This window comes from Vibrio litoralis DSM 17657, from assembly GCF_000426765.1.
GTDB lineage: Bacteria > Pseudomonadota > Gammaproteobacteria > Enterobacterales > Vibrionaceae > Vibrio > Vibrio litoralis.
In genome coordinates this window covers 58,350-81,483 of sequence record NZ_AUFZ01000004.1, presented here as the reverse complement: position 1 = coordinate 81,483, position 23,134 = coordinate 58,350, and the positions used below count along the sequence as shown (strand labels likewise).

Annotated in this window: 18 protein-coding genes and 1 riboswitch; of the genes, 13 read left to right on the top strand and 5 right to left on the bottom strand. The window is 41.4% G+C overall.

Annotated features, from left to right (window positions below; all coding sequences use genetic code 11):
- Window positions 1-41 precede the first annotated feature (41 nt).
- Window positions 42-578, bottom strand: coding sequence for a DUF3332 domain-containing protein (locus tag K358_RS0101945; protein WP_027695249.1), 537 nt, complete (start codon window positions 576-578; stop codon window positions 42-44).
- Window positions 579-906: 328 nt separating this feature from the next.
- Here K358_RS0101945 and K358_RS0101940 point away from each other — a divergent pair, with 328 nt between their 5' ends.
- Window positions 907-3,276: a fatty acid cis/trans isomerase gene (locus K358_RS0101940; RefSeq protein WP_027695248.1), complete on the top strand. Its 2,370-nt coding sequence runs from the start codon at window positions 907-909 to the stop codon at window positions 3,274-3,276.
- Window positions 3,277-3,363: 87 nt separating this feature from the next.
- Here the strand turns inward: K358_RS0101940 and K358_RS0101935 are convergent, their stop codons facing one another.
- On the bottom strand, window positions 3,364-4,386 hold the full coding sequence (locus K358_RS0101935) for an adenosine deaminase (protein WP_038149494.1): 1,023 nt from the start codon (window positions 4,384-4,386) through the stop codon (window positions 3,364-3,366).
- Window positions 4,387-4,555: 169 nt separating this feature from the next.
- Window positions 4,556-4,668: riboswitch (purine riboswitch) on the bottom strand.
- 313 nt (window positions 4,669-4,981) lie between these two features.
- Here K358_RS0101935 and K358_RS0101930 point away from each other — a divergent pair.
- The 5 genes from K358_RS0101930 (at window position 4,982) to K358_RS0101910 (ending at window position 10,324) form a co-directional block, all read left to right on the top strand.
- Complete coding sequence (locus tag K358_RS0101930) at window positions 4,982-6,085, top strand: ABC transporter ATP-binding protein (RefSeq protein ID WP_027695246.1); 1,104 nt, start codon at window positions 4,982-4,984, stop codon at window positions 6,083-6,085.
- The gene (locus K358_RS0101925) at window positions 6,082-6,975 is read left to right on the top strand and encodes a carbohydrate ABC transporter permease (RefSeq protein ID WP_027695245.1); all 894 of its coding nucleotides are present in this window, start codon (window positions 6,082-6,084) and stop codon (window positions 6,973-6,975) included. Before K358_RS0101930 ends, K358_RS0101925 begins: the two co-directional genes overlap by 4 nt.
- Window positions 6,975-7,889, top strand: coding sequence for a carbohydrate ABC transporter permease (locus K358_RS0101920; RefSeq protein ID WP_027695244.1), 915 nt, complete (start codon window positions 6,975-6,977; stop codon window positions 7,887-7,889). Before K358_RS0101925 ends, K358_RS0101920 begins: the two co-directional genes overlap by 1 nt.
- 63 nt (window positions 7,890-7,952) lie before the next feature.
- Window positions 7,953-9,269 carry an ABC transporter substrate-binding protein gene (locus K358_RS0101915; RefSeq protein ID WP_051241134.1) on the top strand — a complete coding sequence of 439 codons (1,317 nt, stop codon included), beginning with the start codon at window positions 7,953-7,955 and terminating at the stop codon, window positions 9,267-9,269.
- A 59-nt stretch (window positions 9,270-9,328) separates the two neighbouring features.
- The gene (locus tag K358_RS0101910; RefSeq protein ID WP_027695242.1) at window positions 9,329-10,324 is read left to right on the top strand and encodes a LacI family DNA-binding transcriptional regulator; all 996 of its coding nucleotides are present in this window, start codon (window positions 9,329-9,331) and stop codon (window positions 10,322-10,324) included.
- Window positions 10,325-10,411: 87 nt separating this feature from the next.
- On the opposite strand, the gene nagZ is transcribed toward K358_RS0101910, so the two are convergent.
- Window positions 10,412-11,404 carry a beta-N-acetylhexosaminidase gene (nagZ, locus tag K358_RS0101905; protein WP_027695241.1) on the bottom strand — a complete coding sequence of 331 codons (993 nt, stop codon included), beginning with the start codon at window positions 11,402-11,404 and terminating at the stop codon, window positions 10,412-10,414.
- Between the two features lie 427 nt (window positions 11,405-11,831).
- On the opposite strand from nagZ, the gene K358_RS0101900 reads away from it, so the two are divergent.
- Both K358_RS0101900 and K358_RS0101895 read left to right on the top strand, forming a co-directional pair.
- A complete protein-coding gene (locus K358_RS0101900; RefSeq protein ID WP_027695240.1) occupies window positions 11,832-12,935 on the top strand; it encodes an anhydro-N-acetylmuramic acid kinase in 1,104 nt (367 codons plus the stop codon).
- A 210-nt stretch (window positions 12,936-13,145) separates the two neighbouring features.
- A complete protein-coding gene (locus K358_RS0101895) occupies window positions 13,146-14,111 on the top strand; it encodes a porin (protein WP_027695239.1) in 966 nt (321 codons plus the stop codon).
- A gap of 93 nt (window positions 14,112-14,204) precedes the next feature.
- On the opposite strand, the gene ydiJ is transcribed toward K358_RS0101895, so the two are convergent.
- Window positions 14,205-17,303 (bottom strand): D-2-hydroxyglutarate dehydrogenase YdiJ, encoded by a 3,099-nt coding sequence (ydiJ, locus tag K358_RS0101890; protein ID WP_027695238.1) that lies wholly within the window; start codon window positions 17,301-17,303, stop codon window positions 14,205-14,207.
- 236 nt (window positions 17,304-17,539) lie between these two features.
- Between ydiJ and K358_RS0101885 the strand changes: the two genes are divergently transcribed.
- Entirely contained in the window at window positions 17,540-18,226 is a 687-nt protein-coding gene (locus K358_RS0101885; RefSeq protein WP_027695237.1) for a DUF2786 domain-containing protein, read from the top strand.
- Between the two features lie 199 nt (window positions 18,227-18,425).
- Window positions 18,426-18,611, top strand: coding sequence for a hypothetical protein (locus tag K358_RS0101880; protein ID WP_027695236.1), 186 nt, complete (start codon window positions 18,426-18,428; stop codon window positions 18,609-18,611).
- A 106-nt stretch (window positions 18,612-18,717) separates the two neighbouring features.
- Here the strand turns inward: K358_RS0101880 and aqpZ are convergent, their stop codons facing one another.
- Window positions 18,718-19,416, bottom strand: a complete 699-nt coding sequence (aqpZ, locus tag K358_RS0101875; protein ID WP_027695235.1) for an aquaporin Z — start codon at window positions 19,414-19,416, stop codon at window positions 18,718-18,720.
- A gap of 313 nt (window positions 19,417-19,729) precedes the next feature.
- On the opposite strand from aqpZ, the gene K358_RS0101870 reads away from it, so the two are divergent.
- The 3 genes from K358_RS0101870 to ytfQ all read left to right on the top strand — a co-directional run bounded on the left by K358_RS0101870 (window position 19,730) and on the right by ytfQ (window position 22,915).
- On the top strand, window positions 19,730-20,137 hold the full coding sequence (locus K358_RS0101870; protein ID WP_027695234.1) for a hypothetical protein: 408 nt from the start codon (window positions 19,730-19,732) through the stop codon (window positions 20,135-20,137).
- A 258-nt stretch (window positions 20,138-20,395) separates the two neighbouring features.
- Window positions 20,396-21,499, top strand: a complete 1,104-nt coding sequence (locus K358_RS0101865) for a phosphoribosylaminoimidazolesuccinocarboxamide synthase (protein ID WP_027695233.1) — start codon at window positions 20,396-20,398, stop codon at window positions 21,497-21,499.
- Window positions 21,500-21,955: 456 nt separating this feature from the next.
- Complete coding sequence (gene ytfQ, locus K358_RS0101860) at window positions 21,956-22,915, top strand: galactofuranose ABC transporter, galactofuranose-binding protein YtfQ (RefSeq protein WP_027695232.1); 960 nt, start codon at window positions 21,956-21,958, stop codon at window positions 22,913-22,915.
- Window positions 22,916-23,134 lie beyond the last annotated feature (219 nt).

The window sequence follows — 23,134 nt, the reverse complement described above, 5'->3', positions numbered from 1 at the left end:
CCTAAGCATAATATTATAGCAGTGTCGCTAAAGAGTGTTGATTACAGTTGAGCTGATGCTACGTAATCTTCTAGTTCTTGAACGCTTACTGTAGTGATTAGTTCGTTGTTTGCGTAGAACGCAACAGCATCACCAGTTTTAACGCCACGTAGAGTTTTCTGAGTGCCGTTTACGTAAGAAATGTTCATTTCTAGCGTGTTGTTGTCAATTTTTTGGATAGTTGTGTTTTCAACACCAGCAACGTTAGCTTGAACTGGAGCACCCGTTAGAGAGCTATCTACTTTATCATTCACTTTTAACCAAGCTTCAACACTTGTATCAACAAGCGCTGGAGATTTGTTAGTGATGATGTTTTTGCCAGTCCAGAACTCAATTGAGTTGAAGATGAATAAATCGGCTACAGAAGCAATACCGTAAACTGGGCTGAGAAGAAGGAAAACGCCTTCACGCGCATAACGGTTATCAACAGCCATTAAGTTAACTTTAGTTACTAGGCCTGTTACACCCATTTGACCCATACAACCACTTAGAGTTGTAACGCCAAGCGCTGCTACGATCGCCACTTTCAACTTTTTCATAATATATACTCGCTTTTAATGTTTTTAGAAATGCTTAGTAAATTTAGCACACTGCCAAAAATAGGATAAACTTTTTTACCTTATTTTTGAAGTAAGTAGAGTCAAAACAGAGAAAACTCTTACATTTAACGACCCGATCCATCCACCAGATAAAGCATTAGCCAAAACAACATTCAACACATTGATTTATTTAGTGATTTAATTAACATTTCCTTTTATGATTAACACTTAAAGTCCAAAGCTCTGATTGTTTCTTTTTCTATTAATCACTAATTTGCTATTCTTGCTGATAAAGCACTTAATTAAATGGGTTTTTCTCGGTATTCATATGAAATTAAAACACCTATCTCTGTTATTTTTGATCACCCTTTTTTCAGGCTGTGCCGTCTATACTGGATTAAATTACGATGATTTATTCGGTAAAGCACAAGTTCAAGATAGAACCCCTGAATACAACAGTAAAGCCGCCCAACACTTTGTTAATGAAATAAAGCCAATTTTGGATAATCGCTGTGTGGTTTGTCATGCCTGCTATGATGCACCATGCCAATTAAAATTATCTTCTGTCGAAGGGATTGACCGCGGTGCGAACAAGAGCCTTGTTTATAAAGGTACTCGTCTTACCGCATCTAACCCAACGCGTTTATTTGAAGATGCGCAAACTACAGAGCAATGGCGTGATATTGGCTTCCACCCTATTTTAAATGAGCGTTCACAAACTCCAGAAGCGAACTTGGAAGCCGGTTTGGTTGCTCGTCTATTAGAACAAAAACAAGCTCACCCATTACCCGATCAAAAACAATTAGAAGGTTTTGATTTTAATATAGATCGTAAGCAACAGTGCCCGACTATTGAAAGCCTAGACCAATATCAGGCTGACTACCCAACGTGGGGAATGCCTTATGGAATGCCAGCGTTAAATAATACTGAACACAACAAATTAATGGCATGGTTATCTAGTGGCGCAACGATGACAGCACATGCGCCATTATCTGACGCTCAGCAAGCTGAAGTGAAAAAATGGGAAGCCTTTTTCAATGGCGACTCTCTAAAACAACAACTCACTAGCCGTTATATTTATGAGCACTTGTTTTTATCGCATCTCTATTTTGCCGATCACTTAAAAGCCACCAAAGATACGCCGATTCAATTTTTTGCTTTGGTGCGTTCAACCACGCCATCAGGTCAACCAATTAATCGTATTGCCACCCGTCGCCCTTACGATGATCCCAATGTTGAGCGCGTTTATTACCGCCTAGCCGCCTACCCGGCGACTATTGTTGATAAAACCCACCAACCTTACGCACTCGATGATACTAAGCTGGAGCGCATTCAAACGCTGTTTATCAAACCAGACTATGACGTAAAAGAGTTACCTAGCTATAAACCAACCGTGGCAGCCAACCCAATGACCGCCTTTGCAGCCTTACCGGTAGAAGCTCGTTATAACTTCATGTTGGATAACGCGCAAAATACCATTATGAGCTTTATTAAAGGCCCTGTATGCCGAGGTCAATTAGCGCTTAATGTTATCAATGACCGCTTCTGGGTGTTCTTTGTTGACCCTAAAACGGCCCAACTACCCAATGTTAAAAAGTTCTATTATGACCAAACGGACAATCTAAAATTACCGTCGGAAAAACAAAGTAATGTGGTGCCACTTTATCAGTGGGTTGCTTATTCTGAGCAGCAAGCTCGTTACTTAAAAGCCAAAACCCAAGCGATGAACCATTGGTTCGAAAACGGCGCGCACCTGACTACCGACCTAATTTGGGATGGCAATGGTAAAAATGATAATGCTGCCCTCACAATATTCCGCCACTTTGATAGTGCCTCGGTCGTCAAAGGCTTAGTAGGTAAACCGCCTAAAACCGCTTGGATTATTGATTATGCGTTATTAGAACGAATTCAATATTTATTAGTCGATGGTTTCGATGTATACGGCAACTTCGGCCACCAGTTGATGACTCGTATGTTTATGGATTTCTTACGCATGGAAGGCGAGGAAAACTTTTTATCCTTACTACCGATTAAAGACAGACATGAGTTAATGGAAAGCTGGTATCAAGATCCATCACCACAACTAAGCGCCTTTATACAGCGTGATGTGAAAACATTTGAGCAACCAAGCAGCATTCAATATAAAACCGATAAGCCGCAAGATGAATTGTATGCCATGCTGGAAAAGCGGTTAGAGCCGGTGCTTGGTCATCGCTACGAAATTCGAGATACAGGGCTATCACCACAAAACGAAGCGATATTACGTAAGATTGATGATATTAAAGGCAAAGGATTACGCCAAGTACCGCAGTTAGTAACGGTTCTTATCACCACAGACAGCGGTAAAGATCAGGTATTTACCCTAATTCACAATAACGCTCATACCAATATCTCGAGCTTATTTGATGAAGAAAGTAACCGCGATCTTGAAAATGATGATCTGACGTTTGTGAAAGGTGTTGTGGGAAGTTACCCTGCCGCCTTTATGCAGCTAGAAGAAAAAGACATTGCCGATTTTTATCAAGGTTTATCCAGCATTAAAGAAGATCAAGACTACGTCTCTTTACTAGATAAATATGGTATTCGACGCAGTGATCCTGATTTTTGGGCTTTTAGTGACAAGTTGCATAAATGGTATGAAAACGACCAACCGATAGAATCCGGTTTACTTGATTATAACCGCTTCGAAAATCGATAATCCGTCAATTGACATCTATATACAAACAGGCTTGAACCGATATTCAAGCCTGTTTTTTTATGCTTGATCTAGATAGTTTAAATCGATTTAAGCCAGAAACTCATTACTAAAGTGAGTAACTTTATCGGTTAGCTTTTGCTTTTCTTCATCAGTAATAAAACTGGCTTCAATTGCATTGAGTGAGAAAGCTTGTAGCTCTTCCAATGAGATCGGTATTGCTTCCGCCACCGCCATGAAGTTATCCGTCATATAACCACCAAAATAAGCGGGATCGTCAGAATTGATCGTGACACATAGTCCTTGTCTCAATAAATCGACAATATTGTGATCGCTCATATCCTCAAAAACTTTTAGCTTAGTGTTCGATAGTGGACAAACCGTTAATGGCGTACGGTCTTCTATGAGTTGTTTCACCAATTCAGGAGCTTCTACACAACGCACTCCGTGATCGACTCGCGACACACCAAGCAACTTCATTGCATTATGAATATTGGTTGCCGGCCCTTCTTCACCCGCATGCGCTACCGTTAAGAAACCATGCTCAATCGCCGCTTCAAATACCTCTTTAAACTTTTCCGGTGGATGCCCTTGCTCAGAAGAATCGAGCCCAACACCAATGATCTTATCTTTAAACGGCAACGCTTGTTTTAAGGTTTCAAAGGCGGAATCTTGATCTAAATGGCGCAAGAAACACATGATGATTTGGCTTGAAATACCGAGCTCCTCACGCCCTTTTTGCATAGCTTTATCAATACCATTAATCACGGTCTCAAAAGCAATACCACGCGCAGTATGAGTTTGTGGATCAAAGAAAATTTCAGTGTGGATCACGTTATCTTGCTTACAACGCAGTAGATAAGCCCAAGTTAAATCAAAGAAATCTTGCTCGTTAATCAACACATTGGCACCTTGATAATAGATATCAAGAAACGACTGCAAATCCTCAAACTGATAAGCGGCTTGCACTTCTTCAGGTGAATTAAATGGAATCTCGACGTTATTACGTCTAGCGAGTTCAAACATGAGGTCAGGCTCAAGTGAACCTTCAATATGCAAATGCAATTCGACTTTTGGTAAGCCTTGGATAAAAGCAGTTATATGTGAATTCATTGGTTACATCCTTTTCGATTAAAAATGAATGCGCAACGATTTTTCTTTTGTTCGGTAAACCTTTGCTCTAAATCGAGTATAGGTGACATCTATCAATCAAGATAAGTTCGATATCCAAATTAATGCGCTTTGAACTTGACGATTGATAGTATTGATACAAAGAGAAAACGATCGCCCGCTTACTCTTCGTAATCAGAATTTGAGGATTCTGGTAGAGACTCTCACACCTAGAACAAGCGGTTCAATCAGTGAGATTATACGAAAGGATTTTAGACTACCCTGACATTATCTAGGCACTCCAAAGTGGCCAAGATTGTGTAATAGAAAAGGTGGAAATGCAATTTACTTTTCAATTTGAGAATCAGACTTAAAACACAATTCATCACAACACACTCAGCTTTGGTGTGACATTTAGCTCATTTTTTATACGCCCACCTACCAACTAATATTATTAGTCATAATATTATTAACATCTACGTAACATTATTAATTGTAGATATAAAATAAAAATTTGGGTGCACATAGAAATTATAAAAAGTTCAGTGCCCTCTTTCTGCAGGACGCAGTTATTAATCAGTATTAAGGAAAATTTGCCATGGCTGCTTCAATTGACATAAAAAACCTCAGTAAACGTTTTGATGATTTAACCATACTAGATGATATTTCTTTTTCGATTAAAGAGAATGAATTCATCGTATTTCTCGGGCCTTCTGGCTGCGGAAAATCCACCCTACTACGTATGATCGCTGGACTAGAAGGTATCAGTGAAGGGGAGATTTGGATGGATGATAACCGTCTCGATATCCACCCTCCTGGTCAGCGTGATATTGCGATGGTATTCCAGAACTATGCGCTCTACCCGCATATGACAGTAGAAGAAAACATGTCCTTTGGTTTACGTAATATTGGTACCAGCGAGCAGGTTATTAAGCAACGTGTTGAAGAAGCGTCGCTAATGTTAGAGATGAGCCACTTATTAAAACGCAAACCCGCCGAGTTATCCGGAGGACAAAGACAGCGTGTTGCTATTGGCCGCGCCATTGTACGTGAGCCAAAAGCCTTCTTATTTGATGAACCACTTTCTAATCTTGATGCTGCTCTGCGTAGCCGTACTCGCATCAAACTGGCACAAATTCACCAACGAGTGAAATCCACCATGATCTTTGTCACCCATGATCAGGTTGAGGCAATGACGCTAGCCCATCGAATTGTGGTGCTCAATAACAAGAAAATAGAGCAAATCGGTACACCAACGGAAATCTATCAACGTCCAGCAACTAAATTCGTGGCGGGGTTTGTCGGCTCACCTGCTATGAACTTTATTCCAGTTCAAACACTCGACGATCATCAAGGAATGGCAGAAGTGCATATGGAAGGAGTTCGTCCCTTTGTCACCACGATTGAAATGAACCAACTACCGAATAAAGACGATCATTATCAGTTGGGTATCCGCTCGGAAGATCTGCACATTGTTGATGACCCAGAGCAATCGCATACCGAAGGTAACGTCACCTTTATCGAACGATTAGGTGAACGCACACTAGTGTACATCTCCCTCTTTGATGGTCGTTTGATCATTGCTGATACCAGCAGTAAAAAGGCCATTGAACCGAACGATAAAGTGTACCTAGCCTTCGATTCATCTTGTGTGCATCTATTCGACTCTGAAGAGAAAGCTTATCAAGGAGGAACGGTATGAACAAAAATGCCAACAAAAGATTGAATGGTTCATCTGGTAAATGGTGGAACCTGCTTTTTATCGCCCCCTACTTGACGGTTTTTATCGCTATGATTGTGGTTCCTCTCGTTTGGGGATTGGTGTTGAGCTTTGAAAAAGTCGACTTATTTGGCCCAGGACGCTTTATCGGTTGGGAGAACTATCAGCGCTTACTTGGCGATAAAATCTTCCTTCAAACCGTATGGAACACTTTCTACTTTGTGTTGCTTACCGTTCCCATATTGGTCGTACTCGGTTTGTTACTGGCGATTGCCTTAAACAAACAAACTAAATTAGCCACCACATTGCGCGGTATTTTCTTCGCTTCTACCATTTTATCGGTCACCGTTGTCACTCTGATTTGGCGAATTATTTTCATTCCCAATGATGGTTTCATGGCGACATTATTTAAATGGTTAGGACTTGAGCCTATCGCCTTTCTATCTGATCCAAGCTGGTCACTAATCGCTGTCGCCATTGCAACCGTATGGTGGTGTTTAGGTCTTCCGATGATTCTATTCATTGCGTCACTACAACAGATACCAAAAGATTTGTATGAAGCGGCTGAACTCGATAACGCCTCTCGTTGGACTGTTTTTCGCAAAATTACCTTTCCTGCGATCACCCACACTATTGTGCTGGTCACCATTATTGAAATAGTGATGCAGTTTCAGCTATTTGGTCAGGCATTACTGATGACCAATGGCGGGCCAAACAACACTTCCCGTTCGATTGTGATGTTTATTTATGATACTGGGTTTAGACGTTGGGATATCGGTCTTGCCGCCGCCGCTTCACAGATCCTATTCGCCATTATTTTAGTTGCCGCCATGGCGCAGTACTTCGTTAGCCGTAAAAAGGAGAATGCATAATGTCACACTCCAATTTATCTTCTCCGGCCTACCAGCCAATGAGCTCTGATAACCCATCACCTGAAAATAAAGCTCGTACTTATCAGCCGGGAAAAAACAAAACCAACCGTTTATTGGTGGGCTTAACGCTTATTTTATCTTTTGTGATGATCGCGCCTTTTCTCTGGACATTAGGGTTAAGCCTGAAATCCAATAAAGAGCTGATGCTAGGTACTGATGCGGTATTTCGTTTTCCCTATACCCTACAAAACTATCTGGATATCTTAACCAACTCATCCGTATTCCATTGGTTAATTAACAGCTTAATTGTTTCAGGTGGTATGACTCTCGGGGTACTGATGCTGGCATCTTTAGCTGGCTATGCCTTCGCTCGTTTAGAGTTTCCATTGAAACGTACTCTTTTTGTGATTGTTTTGATGGGGTTAGCCGTTCCAGAGCAAGCGGTGATTATTGCGCGCCACCAAATCTTTAGCACCATTGGTCTGCATAACACTTACCTCGGGTTAATTTTACCGGGCTTATCTGCACCATTTGGGGTGTTTCTAATGACCCAATTCTTTAAAGCGATTCCGAAAGAAATTGATGAAGCCGCGATGCTTGATAATGCCTCTAAGTTTAAGATTTTCTGGAAAGTACTGCTGCCATTAACTTTGCCAGCCCAAGCAACATTGGCAATCTTAACTTTCTTAACCTCATGGAATGATTACTTCTGGCCGTTAATCTCTGCGACTCAAAAAGAGATGTACACCTTAACCATTGGCATCGCGTCCTCACAGTCTAACTTTGCACAAAGTGAAGGTTTAGGTTTCTTAACGTCGCAAGCGATTTTCTCGGCCATTCCAATCATTATCGTTTATATCTTTTTCCAAAAACATATCGTGACTGCGGTCTCAGGAGGTGCGCTAAAACAATAATTTATATGCAACCACAAACTCTGAACCCTTGCTAAACCATAACGAACTATAAAGGCAGAATGTATGAAACCAATTAAATCACTTATTGCCCTCACCCTTGGCTCAATGTTAGCTGCTACGCCTGCATTAGCCAAAACAGAACTACAGTTGCAACGCTTTTTTGGCGCTTGTGAAGCGGAGTATGGTCAAAATACTAACGTTGATAAAGCCACAGGAGAGTGTGGCATTATGACTAGCCTAATCAACAAGTTTAATGCCGAGCACCCGGATATCGACGTGAAAGTGACCACGGTTGAATGGCCGGGCTATGATCAGCTGACCGCTCAAATGGCATCACGTAATCCACCAGATCTTGTGACTATGCACGATTCGGTTATTTCCGATTATCAATCACGTAATTTATTATTACCGATTGATGATTTATTAAAACAGGCAGGAGTCAACCCAAGTGACTTAACCTCGACAGCAAAAGATGGCGTAACACGTGATGGTCAGGTTTACGGCTTGCCACTGGATACTTGGACCATGCTATATCACATCAATATGAACTTGATGAAACAAGCCAAACAGGTAGATGCTGACGGTCAACCAATGTTACCGTCATCTCCAGAAGAACTGCTAGAACAAGCTCGCCAATTTAAACAAGCCACTGGTAAACCTTATTTTGTACAAATTTTGGCTAATGAAACCGCAGCTTATACCCGTCTGCTTTATACCTACCTATTCCAACAAGATAGTGACTTCTTTGCCGATCCCAATAAGATTTCGCTAAAAGGCAACGAGAAAGCCAAAAACGTCGTTAAAGTATTTAAGCAAATTTATGATGAAGATCTGACCACCAAAAATATGGACTACCCGGCAACCGTCTCGTCCTTTACCAATGGCGAAGGTGGGATCTTATTAAATGGTAACTGGCTATTAAGTTCTTTTGATGCACAGGCTCACAAAAAAGGCAGCCCATTGTTTGAAGGCTATATGGCCGAACCGTATCCGCAGTTATACTCCGGCAGCAAAGCTAGCTATGTGGATGGTCATGCTTGGGTCATGCCAGCCAAAAAACGAGATAAAGAAAAGCTTGCCGCGACGGCGGAATTCTTTAAGTTTATGGCTAATAACAATAGCCAATGGGCGCGTACTGGTCACCTACCTAGTGTGAAAGCTGTACTTAGTGATAAGGCGTTTTTACAGCTTCCGAATCGTAAAAACCTACTAAGCGTGACACAAACTGGTAAAGGCTTACCTAGTGGTGTGAAACGTCAGTTTGCGATTCAAGACATCATTGGTGAAGAGCTAGCCGCAGCCATTACCGGCGGAAAATCCATTGATGAAGCACTGGCAGATGCTGAATATCGCGTCAATGATATGCTCGCTCATCTATAACCCCAACTCAGTGAATTACGGTGTGTAGGCCGTAATTCACCTAATAAAGAATTATTGATATGCGAAAAAAGAAAGTCACCATGCTAGATATTGCTACGGCTGTCGGGGTATCACAGCCTACCGTGTCTGTGATTTTAAATGGCTCTAATAGCATTAAAGTGTCGGAACAGACCCGAGAAAAAGTACTCAATAAAGCCAGAGAATTGGGGTACCAGTACAATACACAAATTCAACATACCAATCACCACCAGCGCATTGCATTAATCGTCAATAGCATCAATATGCATGACCCTTTCATTAATGCGCTCACCTCCGCTAAAGTACAAGCGTGGGAGTCCGACGCACTACTAGTAGTGTTTGATTATGAAGACGATGATGAGCTGAAAGAAGCGATGTTAAAGGAAATATCTCATGGCAGTTACCAGGGGTTAATCTATGCTTCGAATACCCCAAAAAGTGTGGACTACCTGCCAGATGTCTCAATCCCATTTGTTTATTTGAATTGTCATAATGACACGCTAGATACCCCTATTCCAATGATTATTACGGCAGACTACCTAGGGGGTTATCATGCAGCCGAGCACTTAATCAATAAAGGCTATCAAGGTTTAGGTATGATTCTCGGTGAAGAATGGGCCGATCCTTCTATCAATCGATTTAAAGGATTTCGTCAAGCCTTAATCAATTACGATATACCATTTAATAAAGACTGGATTGCGGCAGGAAATTGGTCGGTGAAACAAAGTTATCAAGCAACTGAAAACTTGCTCAATCAAGATAAACGTCCAGATGCGATTTTTTGTGCCAGTGATTTAATGGCGCTCGGTTGTTATCAAGCGATTCACGCAGCACAGTTACGTATTCCAGAAGACATTGCGGTAATAGGTTACGATAATCAGTTATTAGCTAATGAACTGACCCCTAGCCTCACTTCTATCGATCTACCTTATGATGAGATGGGACGCCAAGCCGTCGACATTATCTTGTCAGATCACGCCCCTGAAATCATGCGCATAAAAATTGAAGGCGATTTATACCCTCGCCAATCAACGTAGTACTACTTATGCTATTCAACGTCGCAGCGACTTACTTATTTATCGAACTCTATACTCCACAATAAGTCAGTCGCTATTTCAGCTGTCTTATGAATTGCTATCCCAATACTGATTCATAATACGATTCGCTTGCTGCCAACGTTCTGTAGCTTGCAGTTCTTTTAAACTGAAGCTCTGCTGCTTAAGTAAGCTCATCGCTTGTGGTACTTCTACGATTGGTAGGTTATCGAGCACTTCAACCGCTGATAGACGGTTATTACACATTAATACCATGTCACAGCCTGATTGCATCGCAGTTAACGAACGCTCGGCTGGCCCGCCCATAATCGCGGCACCTTCCATATTTAAATCATCAGAAAATACGATGCCTTTAAAACCAAGTTGATTACGCAATATATCTTTCAACCAATAAGGTGAACCGCTGGCTGGTTGGTCATCGTAATTAGGGTAAACCACATGCGCTGGCATCATAGCATCGAGAATTCCAGCATCAATCTGAGCTTTAAAAATCGCCATGTCATTTTCAAAAATATCATTGCGATTATCAAACGGCGTTTCGTAGTGCGAATCAACAATCACGCCACCATGGCCGGGAAAGTGTTTACCCGTAGTTGCCATGCCAACTTGCTTCATACCTTTCATATAAGCAGAGCTGTAGGTCAAAATAGTCTCAAGATCTTCACCAAAGGCACGGCTACCAATCGCTTTACATTGAAATGATTGATCCAGTACAGGCGCAAAGCTTAAATCGATATCATGAGCAATCAATTCTGCCGCCATTAACCAACCACCAAGTTCTGCCGCTTCAACACCATTTTCCATTTCAGCATAAGCTTGAGCTGGTGGAATTTTGGTAAAGCCATCACGGAAACGTTGTACACGGCCACCTTCTTGATCAACACCGATAAGAATAGGACGCTTGGCTGCTTGACGAATAGCATGATTTAACGCGATAAGTTGTTCATTATCATGGTAGTTACGAGCAAATAAGATCACCCCACCAACCGTTGGGTGCGCCAGAATTTCTTTATCTTCCGCATCAAGTTCATAGCCTTCAACGTCTAACCACAATGGACCCATTGCATTTTCCTTCTCAGTATCGAAATATTGCACCAAAATAATCGACAAACGTGATTTATGGTACTGATTTTAAGGTTATATACCCAAGTGACTTCAAGATGCAGAATTCAGAGCTATCATCCAGACCTTTAGACAAGGAAGATTGGCGAAGGAATGTAAGCACCTTTCAAACCAATCTGATGCGGTATAAAGGTTTGGATGAAGCTCCCGAAGGGTAAGTTAAAACAAGCTTTATGCTGCGTTAAATTGAACAGAGATAGAATAACTATGATCACATTCAATTTGCCTTGCCTAAAACTTGTTTTAATCTTGCTGAAACTCGCATCTTGAAGTGACTTGGGTATACACTATTCTGACACTAATCATGTATGTTTAAAACTCTGTCTTTAAACTAATTAATTTTAGATTACGACTCAAAAGGTAAGCTATGGAAAAATATATCGGCATTATGTCTGGCACCAGTTTAGATGGTGTAGATACCGCATTAGTTGAAACCGATGGAAAGTCGATTCGCTTACTGGTGCAAGATTTTTTCACCATGCCAGAGGATTTAAAGCAAGACGTATTAGATGTGTGTATTGGCCAGCAAACTACGTTACTAAAAATCGGCGAAATTGATCATCGTTTGGGTAAGGTTTTTGCTGATGCAGTGAATCAACTAATCGATAAAAACAGCTTAAATAGAAACGATATTAAAGCGATTGGTAGTCACGGCCAAACGGTGTTTCATGCGCCAGATTCTACTTATCCTTTCACCATGCAAATTGGTGATGCCAATATTATTGCCGTGCAAACTGGCATAACTACGGTTGCAGATTTTCGTCGTAAAGATATGGCATTAGGCGGTCAAGGTGCACCACTGGTTCCTGCATTTCATAAAGCATTGTTTGACCACATTGATAATAATATCGTGATCTTAAATATCGGCGGCATTGCCAATATTTCCATCATTGATGGCGACCAAACATCAGGCTATGATACTGGCCCAGGCAACATGTTAATGGACGCTTGGGTTCAGAAGCACTTTGGTAAATCTTATGATAAAGGTGCCGAAATTGCTCGCTCTGGCAAGGTAAATAAACCACTTCTTGAAGCGTTATTAACCGAAAAATATCTACAACTTCCCGCCCCTAAAAGCACAGGACGAGAACTCTTTAACCTACCTTGGCTAGAACAAAAATTAACGGGCTTTACTCTGAGTAATGAAGATGTGCTTGCCACGTTAGCCGAATTTACCGCGATCACTATTGCTAACGAAGTAGAAAAGCTGACTCAAGCAAATCGTACCAATGAATTATTGGCTTGTGGCGGCGGTGCGAATAACCCATTACTTATGGAAAAATTGCAACAACGTCTTCCCGAGTGGCAAATAGGCAATACATTAAAATATGGTATTGATGCCGATTACATGGAGGCAATGGCTTTTGCTTGGCTTGCACACCAAACCATCAACGGTTTACCGGGTAACTTACCCGCTGCGACCGGAGCTTCACGTCTGGCGGTATTAGGCGCGATCTACTTACCTTCATAACCTACTCTTCAAAACCTCAACCAATTTAAAAGCCAAAGTGTTCTGCATTTTGGCTCTTTCTATGAGACATAGATCACATTTAAATATCACTCCTAGCAATACATCAAAACGTCATATAACGGACACTAATTCTTAACATTCCTATTCTAGAGTACTTCCAACACCAAGAAGACACGTAAGTCTCTAATTTAAAACATAGGATTTAAAACAATGAAAAAAGCAGTTCTAGCCACATCAATTTTAGCGGCAATGGTTTCTACTTCTTCTTTAGCAGCGACCGTTTATAAAGATGACACATCTGAGCTAAAAATTGGCGGCCGTGCAGAAGCACGTTTCAATGTTTCAGATAACAATGAAGAATATGACCCAGTCACTGGCGATAAAGTCGAAAGTGCGTTTAATGATAAAAGCCGTGCTCGTCTAAGTATTTCTGGTACTACTCAAATCACAGACGGCCTTTCAGGTTTTGGTAAGTACGAAAACGAAGTTGACGGCTCGGATGGCATCAAAACTCGTTACCTATTCGGTGGTGTTGGTACCCAAGCTGGTGATTTCTCTTACGGTAAACAAGATACTGCATTAGTGATGATCACTGACTTCACCGATACCATGGCAACGTTCGGCGCAGATGCCGATGGTGCAATTGCTCTAAATGCAGGTAGTGACAAGCAAGAAAACAACTTCGCTTATAAAGGTGAATTTGGCGGCTTTACACTAGGTGCTAACTACCTTGCTGAAGAAGAAGCGGATTCTGACCAATACGCAATTGCTGGTATGTACTCATTTGATTTCGGCCTAGATTTAGGTGTGGGTTATGCTGGCGGCAAAGTAGCTGACCAAGACGCTAACCAAGTCGATATCGGTGTACAATACTCTATTGCAGACTTCACTTTCGGTGCCCTTTATCTAATGAACTTTAGCGATGACGCAACTGGTAACAGTGATGACAACGATGGCTACGAAGTTTCCGCTCAATACAAACTGGACAAGTGGACTTTCGTTGGCGTATATAACTACGCAACAGAAAACGATGGCGATGATGACGCAGTTGATAACGTTGCAATCGAAGCGGTTTACAAGTTCAACAGCAACCTACGCACATACGCTGGTTACAAGTTTGAAATGATTGATGACCTAGATGACCAAATCCAAGCGGGTATCCGTTACGATTTCTAATCCTTAGTAATCATTACCAAAACTAAAAGGCCTGAAACGATATCTTTCGCTTCAGGCCTTTTTCCTATTTAGCTATTCGGCAAGTTTAATGCTCTACTCCAACATCGTAAGCAAGGCTTGCAGTGGATGTTTAGGCTTCATTCCTTCAAAACGTTTCACTTGGCTACGACAAGAATAGCCGGTGATCAAACAACGCTCTTTGTCTAACCGATTAATATTTGGCTGCCAGCTTAACTGGTAGATGCCTTGTGACATTTCAAACTTATCCGCTTCATGACCAAAGGTCCCCGCCATACCACAACAACCGACTGGGATGGTTGTTAACGCGCCGCCAAAGTGGCTGAAGATTTCGCCCCAGTGCTTTTCTGAATTTGGTAACTTGGTTTTCTCGGTACAGTGAGAGAACAAATACCAAGGCTTATCATCCGCTTTTGCTGAATAAACAAATGTCGCGAGGTTTGGCTGTAACCATTCATGCACGCTTAGAACCTGAAATTCTCCCGCGTTCTCACCAAGTACTTCACGGTATTCATCTCGATAACAAAGTACGGTTGCAGGATCAACACCAACCATCGGAATATTTAGTTCAGCTAGCTGATTTAAAAACTCAGCAGTTGAAGTGGCAGTTTGAGTAAATTGCTTTAAGAAGCCTTTTACATGTTGAGCTTTACCATTGGGTTTAAACGGCAATACGACTGGTTTTTTACCCAGTTTCACAGCTAAATCAACGAAGTCTGACACGACATCAGCATCATAAAAACTCGTAAACGGATCTTGAACGATCAATAGGTAGTCTTGACGTTTATCTTCTGACAGCGACTGTAGGTGTGACAAACTGAATCGGCTATCCCATTGTTGATTGTCTAAGCTCTGTTTTAGCGTTGGTAGTGATAATAACGGGGTATCGATATAGCCAACGGTCTTTTTAGTTAAAGACTGCACCCAACCCATTCCCAACATACCATTGGTGACTTTTGGCATAGCAGCCATTAGCGGCAATAAACTTTCAATATTACCCACTAGATAGTCTTTGACTGGGCGCTGATAACGAGTGTAGTAAACGTTTAAAAAGCGAGAACGGAAAGACGGCACATCAACATTGATCGGGCACTGACTGGCACACGCTTTACACGCTAAACAGCCATTTAAAGCATCGAAAACTTCATGAGAAAAATCATATTCATCTTTCTTTTTCATCGAGTTACGCACGCGATCTATCATGCTTTTTATCGAGGTTGACTGCTTTAATGTCGTTTCTTCTAAATCGAGTATATCTACCCCATTGGCGGTTAATTGACGCAACCATTCACGCACTAAACCGGCGCGACCTTTTGGAGAGTGACGACGATCCGCTGTGACCTTCATAGACGGGCACATAGGTGAGTTCACATCATAGTTAAAGCACAAACCATTGCCATTACATTCCATGGCTTGTCTAAAGCTATCACGCACCGTCACCGGAATTTGACGATCATAAAAAGCACGCTTGGTATCCGATACTTTCACTAACTGATCTTGGCTTTCAAGCGGTGTACAAATTTTGCCCGGGTTCATTTTGTTAAGTGGGTCAAACGCAGCTTTCACTCGACGCAACTGCGTAAACAACTCATCGCCGAAAAACTCAGGGCCATATTCCGAGCGGTAACCTTTACCATGCTCACCCCACATTAAACCGCCATATTTAGCGACTAATTTGACTACTTCATCCGATACCTGATGCATCATTTTCTCTTGCTCAGGATCGCACAAATCTAAAGCCGGGCGAACGTGAAGTACCCCAGCGTCAACATGGCCAAACATGCCATAGTTCAGTGATTTTTCATCGAGTAAAGTGCGAAACTCTGCAATAAAGTCCGCTAAGTTTTCCGGTGGTACACAGGTATCCTCAGCAAACGCAATCGGCTTAGCTCGCCCTTTTGCGCCACCTAGAAGCCCTACCGCTTTTTTACGCATGTTGTAGATTTTATTAATGCTTTCTAAGTCATGACAAACCTGAAAACCAATAATGCCGCCATCTTCCGTTTCAAGTTGCTTTTCTAATGTTTTGACTAATGCACTCACTTGAGCTTTTACTTCTTGATCGTTCTGGCCTGCAAATTCAACAATATTGATACCTTGCATATCTTTGCCCGGAACGTCGGTGAGCAAATCACTCACGGTATGCCACACAATATCTTGCTTGGCTAAATTCAATACTCTTGAATCTACCGTTTCAACCGATAACGCTTGCGCCTTAACCATTAATGGCGCACTTCTTAAGGCAGAATCAAAAGAATTATATTTAATATTGACCAAAGAACGGGATTTAGGGATTGGCGTTAAATTCAGTTTGGCTTCGGTAATAAAAGCCAATGAACCTTCTGCGCCACAAAGCACTCGACCTAGATCAAATACTCCCGATTCATCTTGCTCGAATGACAAAGCGTTTTTCAGATCATAACCCGTTAAAAAGCGGTTTAATGGTGGGAATTTCGCTTCAATAGCCGTGCGATTTTCACGGCAAACCACTTCGGTCATTCGATAGGCTTTATCCGCAAACGTACCCAATTCAGGTTCACCTTGCGAGCCATCGGTTTCATACATTGAACCATCGGCAAACACAGCTTGCAGCGATAATACATGGTCGGAAGTTTTGCCATATTTTAACGACCCTTGACCAGAAGCATCGGTGTTAATCATTCCGCCTAAAGTTGCTCGGTTACTGGTCGATAAATCTGGCGAGAAAAAATATCCGAAAGAACGAACGGCGTCATTGAGTTGGTCTTTAATCACACCGGATTGAACGCGCACCCAGCCTTCCTTTTCATTTATCTCAAGCACTTTGTTCATATAACGCGACATATCAACTACGATACCTTTGGTCAATGATTGTCCGTTAGTGCCTGTGCCCCCACCACGCGGTGAGAAAGTAATGGTAGCGAATTTGTCTTGTGCACCTATTTTACCAATGAGCTGCACATCTCGATTATCTTTTGGTAACACTACCGCTTGAGGCAGCTGCTGATAAACACTGTTATCGGTTGCGACAGCCAAACGGCTGGCATAGGTTTGCTCGATGTCACCAGTGAAGCCAGACGCCTTTAATTCATTTAAGAAAGCATCGACCAAAGGCTCAACATCGTAACCTTGATTAAGTGATGGTAAGAAAGTTTGAGTTGAAGATGATTGTGAAGATTTACTATTTGCCAACATTGCGCATCATGCCCCTACATCGCTGATCCCTTCAGCTAGAAATAGATTAAACCCAAGTGACTTGGGTATATTTTGAATCACTTCACTTTACCTTATTTCAATCACAGTGAGGAGTAGAAAATGTTTTGTGATTCCAGCTCAATTGTTGTCCTTTCTTACAAGCTCAAAAAACGGTAGAATACGCGGCTCATTATTTTACCCAGACAATCAGCCTATCAATGAGTACAGCAAAGGTAATGGATAAACAAAAAGCCCTTAAGAAAATAGCCAAATGCCTTGAGCTAGGCAGTTCAGCCAACGTCAATGAAGCCGCGCAAGCGATCAAGATGGCGCATAGACTGATGCTTAAGTATGGCTTGGATAAGGACGATATTGATTTCATTAAGCTGGGTAAGACTCAATCTAGCCATTTGTTACCGTCTAATATCAGCTCAAATATTTTACGCATCATCCGTGGAATCAATACCCGCTTCGGGGTGGAAGCAGTGTTACTCAACCACAAAGGCTTAAAGCGTGTTGAATTTATTGGTGAAGCCGACCGCGCTATTTTCGCCGCTTTTGCATTTGATATTATTTATCGCGAAATGAATGAGCAAACGGGTCAATTCCGTAATAGTTTCTCAGGTACCGGCACAACCAGCGCTGAAGTGACACGCCGTGTTAACTCTTTCTTATCGGGTTGGATCGAAGGCGCTCTTGAAAAACTGCCTTTAATTGCCCCAGATGATGACTCTGCGAACAAGATTAACGACTATATCGATAAAGAATTTCAAAATGTCGATCGTGAAACCTTTAAGCAACAATTACGCGATGCCATGAAAAACTTTACTGCCGATTATGAAGTCGGATTAAAAAAAGGTCGTCGTGTCTCGGTTAACCGCCCTATTAATGGCGCGGCAGAGAAAAAACGCTTAACCAAGTAATCCAACACCCCACCTATTTTCGAGCCTGAATTATCCCTTATATCCAAGTGATAATTCAGGCAATCGATTCCCTCATTTTTATTATTGGATTATGTGAGCAAATACACATTTAACCAAATAATAACATTCGAAAGTGTCACTTTACTTCGCTACACTTCTTGACGTTAAAGAATTATTAGTAGTAATGGGAAAATATAAAATGGAAAGTGAGCATGGTACTTGCGATTGGTGTAAACAATTCGTAGGTCAATTAACCAAACTAGAATATATCGATGGATTGAGTCATAAAGCTTGTCCAGAATGTCACGACTTTGCCCGAATTGATGTTCGACAGTTTAATCTCGCAGAACAAGCTTTAAGAGACAAACAAGCCAAATTGAAATAACAGACAGATATAAATTACAGGCAAAAAAAAGGCGCTCATCATAAGCGCCTTTTTAGATCCATCTGTGTAAGCGATGCCTTTTATTAAGACACCTCTTTTACATTAATTATGCGTTTTCTGCTTTTTCACAACCGATGAAACGGTATGCAATAGCACCTAGAATCGCACCAGCAATTGGTGCAGCCCAGAACAACCAAAGTTGAGACGTCGCCCAATCACCAACGTAAACCGCAACTGCCGTACTACGTGCAGGGTTTACAGACGTGTTCGTTACAGGGATAGAGATTAAGTGAATCAGCGTTAAACATAGACCAATCGCGATTGGAGCAAAACCTGCAGGAGCACGCTTATCAGTTGCACCAAGAATAACGATCAAGAACATCATTGTCATTACAACTTCAGTCACAAGCGCAGAAGTCATAGAGAAACCACCAGGTGAATGCTCACCGTAGCCGTTTGATGCAAAACCTGCCGCAAGATCAAAACCAGCTTGGCCTGATGCAATCACATAAAGTACACCACCAGCAATGATACCACCCGCTACTTGAGCAATGATGTAAGGTAAAAGTTGGTTTGCAGGAAAACGGCCACCAGCCCATAGACCAATAGATACCGCTGGGTTTAGGTGACAGCCAGAGATATGACCAATCGCGAAAGCCATCGTTAAAACAGTCAAACCAAAGGCAAGTGAAACACCCACAAAGCCGATGCCTAGATCAGGAAAAGCTGCAGCTAATACTGCACTACCACACCCACCAAGTACTAGCCAAAACGTACCAAAACATTCTGCTAAATATTTATTCATCTTTTCATTCCTATGAATTTATGACTTCACACCATTTAAAGCCATTGGTCTATCTGATGGTAGAAAAAATTATCTACCACTAAAAATTAGTACTAAATAAAAAATCGACCACAAAGATCTCACATAAAAACTGGTTAAATTTATTTTTATTAACTAGTTATGAGCCAATTAATTTTACACCAGCTTTAAAAAACCACAAATAAAAGGTGACATTAATCACATTTAATGAGCTATTAGTCAATAAAGCGCTTGATCTTTCACCAACAAAAAATTACTGTATAAAAACACAGTATGGATATATGGACAGTTAATTATGTTGAATCACAATGCCGTTTTACCTCATCAAGCGTTCACATCTTTTGCACATAACGACGATATTTTTTCAGAAAATAGTTCGCTGTTTTCTCGTCTATCAATGCTTTCTAAAAAACCAAACTGGTTACTGTTTACTGCCGGTGCCACCCTACCAACCAATCAAGAACTACAAAGCTTTGGGATTGAAACCCATAAAGTGATTAAAATTAAAGAGTCCAATTCGATGACAGAAAAAGACATCATTCTCAAAGCACTTAATGCGAAAAATGCCAGTGCGATTGTGGCGAGTGACAATTTTTCAATTCAAGATAAAGAAGCTCTAAAAAGCCAAGCCCGTCAAAGTGGCTGTGAGATCTTCTTTATGGATAGTGCAATTCAACTAACGCTAACTCGTCATCTACATTAATTTATCCCCCAAATGATTCGGGATAGAGATAGAGATAGAAAATTTTGATGACACAATAAGCTTTCATTTACGTAAAAACATTTTAATGCAAACGTTTGCTTTTTCTCTGGATGGAATTAGGTGAGTTCTGTTATTATGCGACTTTCAGGTGTGAGAGGCATTCATACTTAGTTCTTAAGATATTTGTTCTTAAGATATTTGTTCTTAAGATACCTGTTCTTAACATACCCAGTTTTTAAGCCTAGTAGGAAAATGGAAATGAGCATTGCTAATCAAGTTCTTGCCGTGAATGATGACCTTCCCATCCGTACCGATAAACCCGTACACAGTGGTAAAGTTCGTTCAGTATATTGGTTAACCGAAGCTGACAGCCGTCGCCTAATTAAAGAAAAAGGTTACAATGTAACCGAAGACGCTCCTTTAGCCATCATGGTAATCAGTGACCGCATCTCTGCATTCGACTGCATTTGGCATGGCGAAGGTGGATTAAAAGGTGTGCCAGGCAAAGGCGCTGCACTGAATGCTATTTCCAACCATTGGTTCCAACTGTTTAAAGATAACCACCTCGCAGATAGCCACATCCTAGACATTCCCCACCCATTTATTTGGATCGTTCAAAAAGCCAAACCAGTTATGATTGAAGCCATTTGCCGTCAATACATCACAGGTTCAATGTGGCGTGCTTATGAAAAAGGCGAACGTGACTTCTGTGGTATCGCACTACCAGAAGGTTTAGAGAAAGATAAAGTTCTCCCTGAATTACTGATGACACCATCAACCAAAGGCATTTTGAAAGGTATTCCAAACGTACCAGAAGCAGATGATGTCAATATTGCTCGTCAAGATATCGAAGCAAATTTCTCTGCATTTAACTTCTCTAAACAAGAAGATATCGCTCACTATGAAAAGCTACTCAAAGAAGGCTTTAAAGTGATCAGTGATGCATTAGATAAAGTGGACCAGATCTTCGTCGATACTAAGTTTGAATTTGGCTACGTGAATGATGCAGCAGGAAATGAAAAACTGATTTATATGGATGAAGTGGGCACACCTGATTCATCACGTATTTGGGATAAAAATGAATACCAAGCGGGCCGTATTGTTGAAAACTCAAAAGAAGGTTTCCGCCAATTCTTATTAAACTACTTCCCAGATCCAGATATTCTATTAAACAAAAATCGCATGGATGAGCGCTTCGCACTTGCTGAGAATAATGCTCTACCACAAGAAGAAATCATGAAGATCTCTCAGACTTACCTAGGCATTGCAGAAAAAATTACTGGTAAGAAAATCGAGTTAAGTGACAATCCAAAACAAGAAATCATTGATATCTTAAAACGTGATTACGATTTAATCGTATAATTTCGAGCGTATCATTGTTTTAATAAAGTTTTAATAAAGCCTAAATAGAACCGTCTGTTTAGGCTTTTTTATCACCGCAGAAATCTCCATTCACCGCTATTAAAAAATCCATACCCAAGCAACACATTAAGACTAAAGTCTAATATAGTCCTTTGTTTTAATTCATTAATTCGTAAAATCAACCTCATGGATTCCACCGCTAAGTTTATGGATAGAATAGCTATAAAAGGGGTTCTGTGAGCCTACCTCCGTTCATTTCTATTTTCCTCTACTACCTTAATAAACGTATGCATGAATCGTTGGGTTGAAATTTAGCCGGCTGGCAGTTTGTACCAACCATGTCTGATTCGCATGGTTCAAAATGCCGCCGCTAAATTTTCAACCCATCGAATTCAAAGCATAGAGATGAAAGGACGTTTATCCATCTCGCGTATCAATAATAAAAAGGAAAATATTATGCTCAAAAAATTAACCTTAACTGCCATGGTCAGCGCCGCCCTACTATCTCCTTCTGTTTTTGCTCAAGACCTCACTGTAGGCTTTTCTCAAATAGGATCGGAGTCTGGTTGGCGAGCAGCGGAAACCAGCGTAGCTAAAACAGAAGCTGAAAAGCGCGGCATCACATTAAAAATTTCCGATGCGCAGCAAAAACAAGAAAACCAAATTAAAGCGGTTCGCTCTTTCATTGCCCAAGGGGTTGATGCCATCTTTATCGCGCCAGTGGTACAAACTGGCTGGGGCCCTGTGCTAGAAGAAGCCAAGGATTACGATATTCCGGTCTTCCTACTCGACCGTGGCATCGATGTGCAAGATGATTCACTTTATATGACCGCAGTAATGGCGGACAACGTGCTGGAAGGTGAATTAGCTGGTAAGTGGCTGATCGACAAAGTCGGCGATAAGTCATGTAACGTAGTTGAGCTGCAAGGTACGGTAGGCGCTAGTGTGGCTATCGACCGTAAAAAAGGCTTCCAAGACGCCATCGCTTCTGCCGACAATCTAAAAATTATCCGTACTCAATCTGGCGAATTTACCCGTAGTAAAGGTAAAGAAGTCATGGAGAGCTTCATTAAAGCCGAAGATAACGGTAAGAATATTTGTGCGGTATTTGCTCACAACGATGATATGGCGATCGGTGCTATTCAATCAATTAAAGAAGCCGGGCTAAAACCGGGTAGCGATATTTACATCGTCTCTATTGATGGTGTGCCAGATATCTTTAAAGCCATGATGGCTGGTGATGCGAATGCAACAGTAGAGCTTACGCCAAATATGGCTGGCCCTGCTTATGATGCGCTAATCAAATACAAAGAAGACGGCACTGTGCCGCCAAAACACATCAAAACCGAAACGACGCTATTTGAACCAGGTAGCGCTAAAGAGCAACTCGCTCTGAAAAAAGACATGGGATATTAATCGATAATCAATGCGTGTAATTCACGCCACTTGAAATCTGTGAGCATGTAAGGCGATGGTAAGCCGCTAATAAAAACAGCGACCGATAATCACTGCCTTTTCATGCTCACCTATATCTAGAGCTAGCCCGTTGAAGGAAAAATCATGCTCGCGTTTTTAGCAAGCTAAGCGATCAGTTACTTGTTGAAATTGGTATTACAAGAGCATTAACGGAGTCAC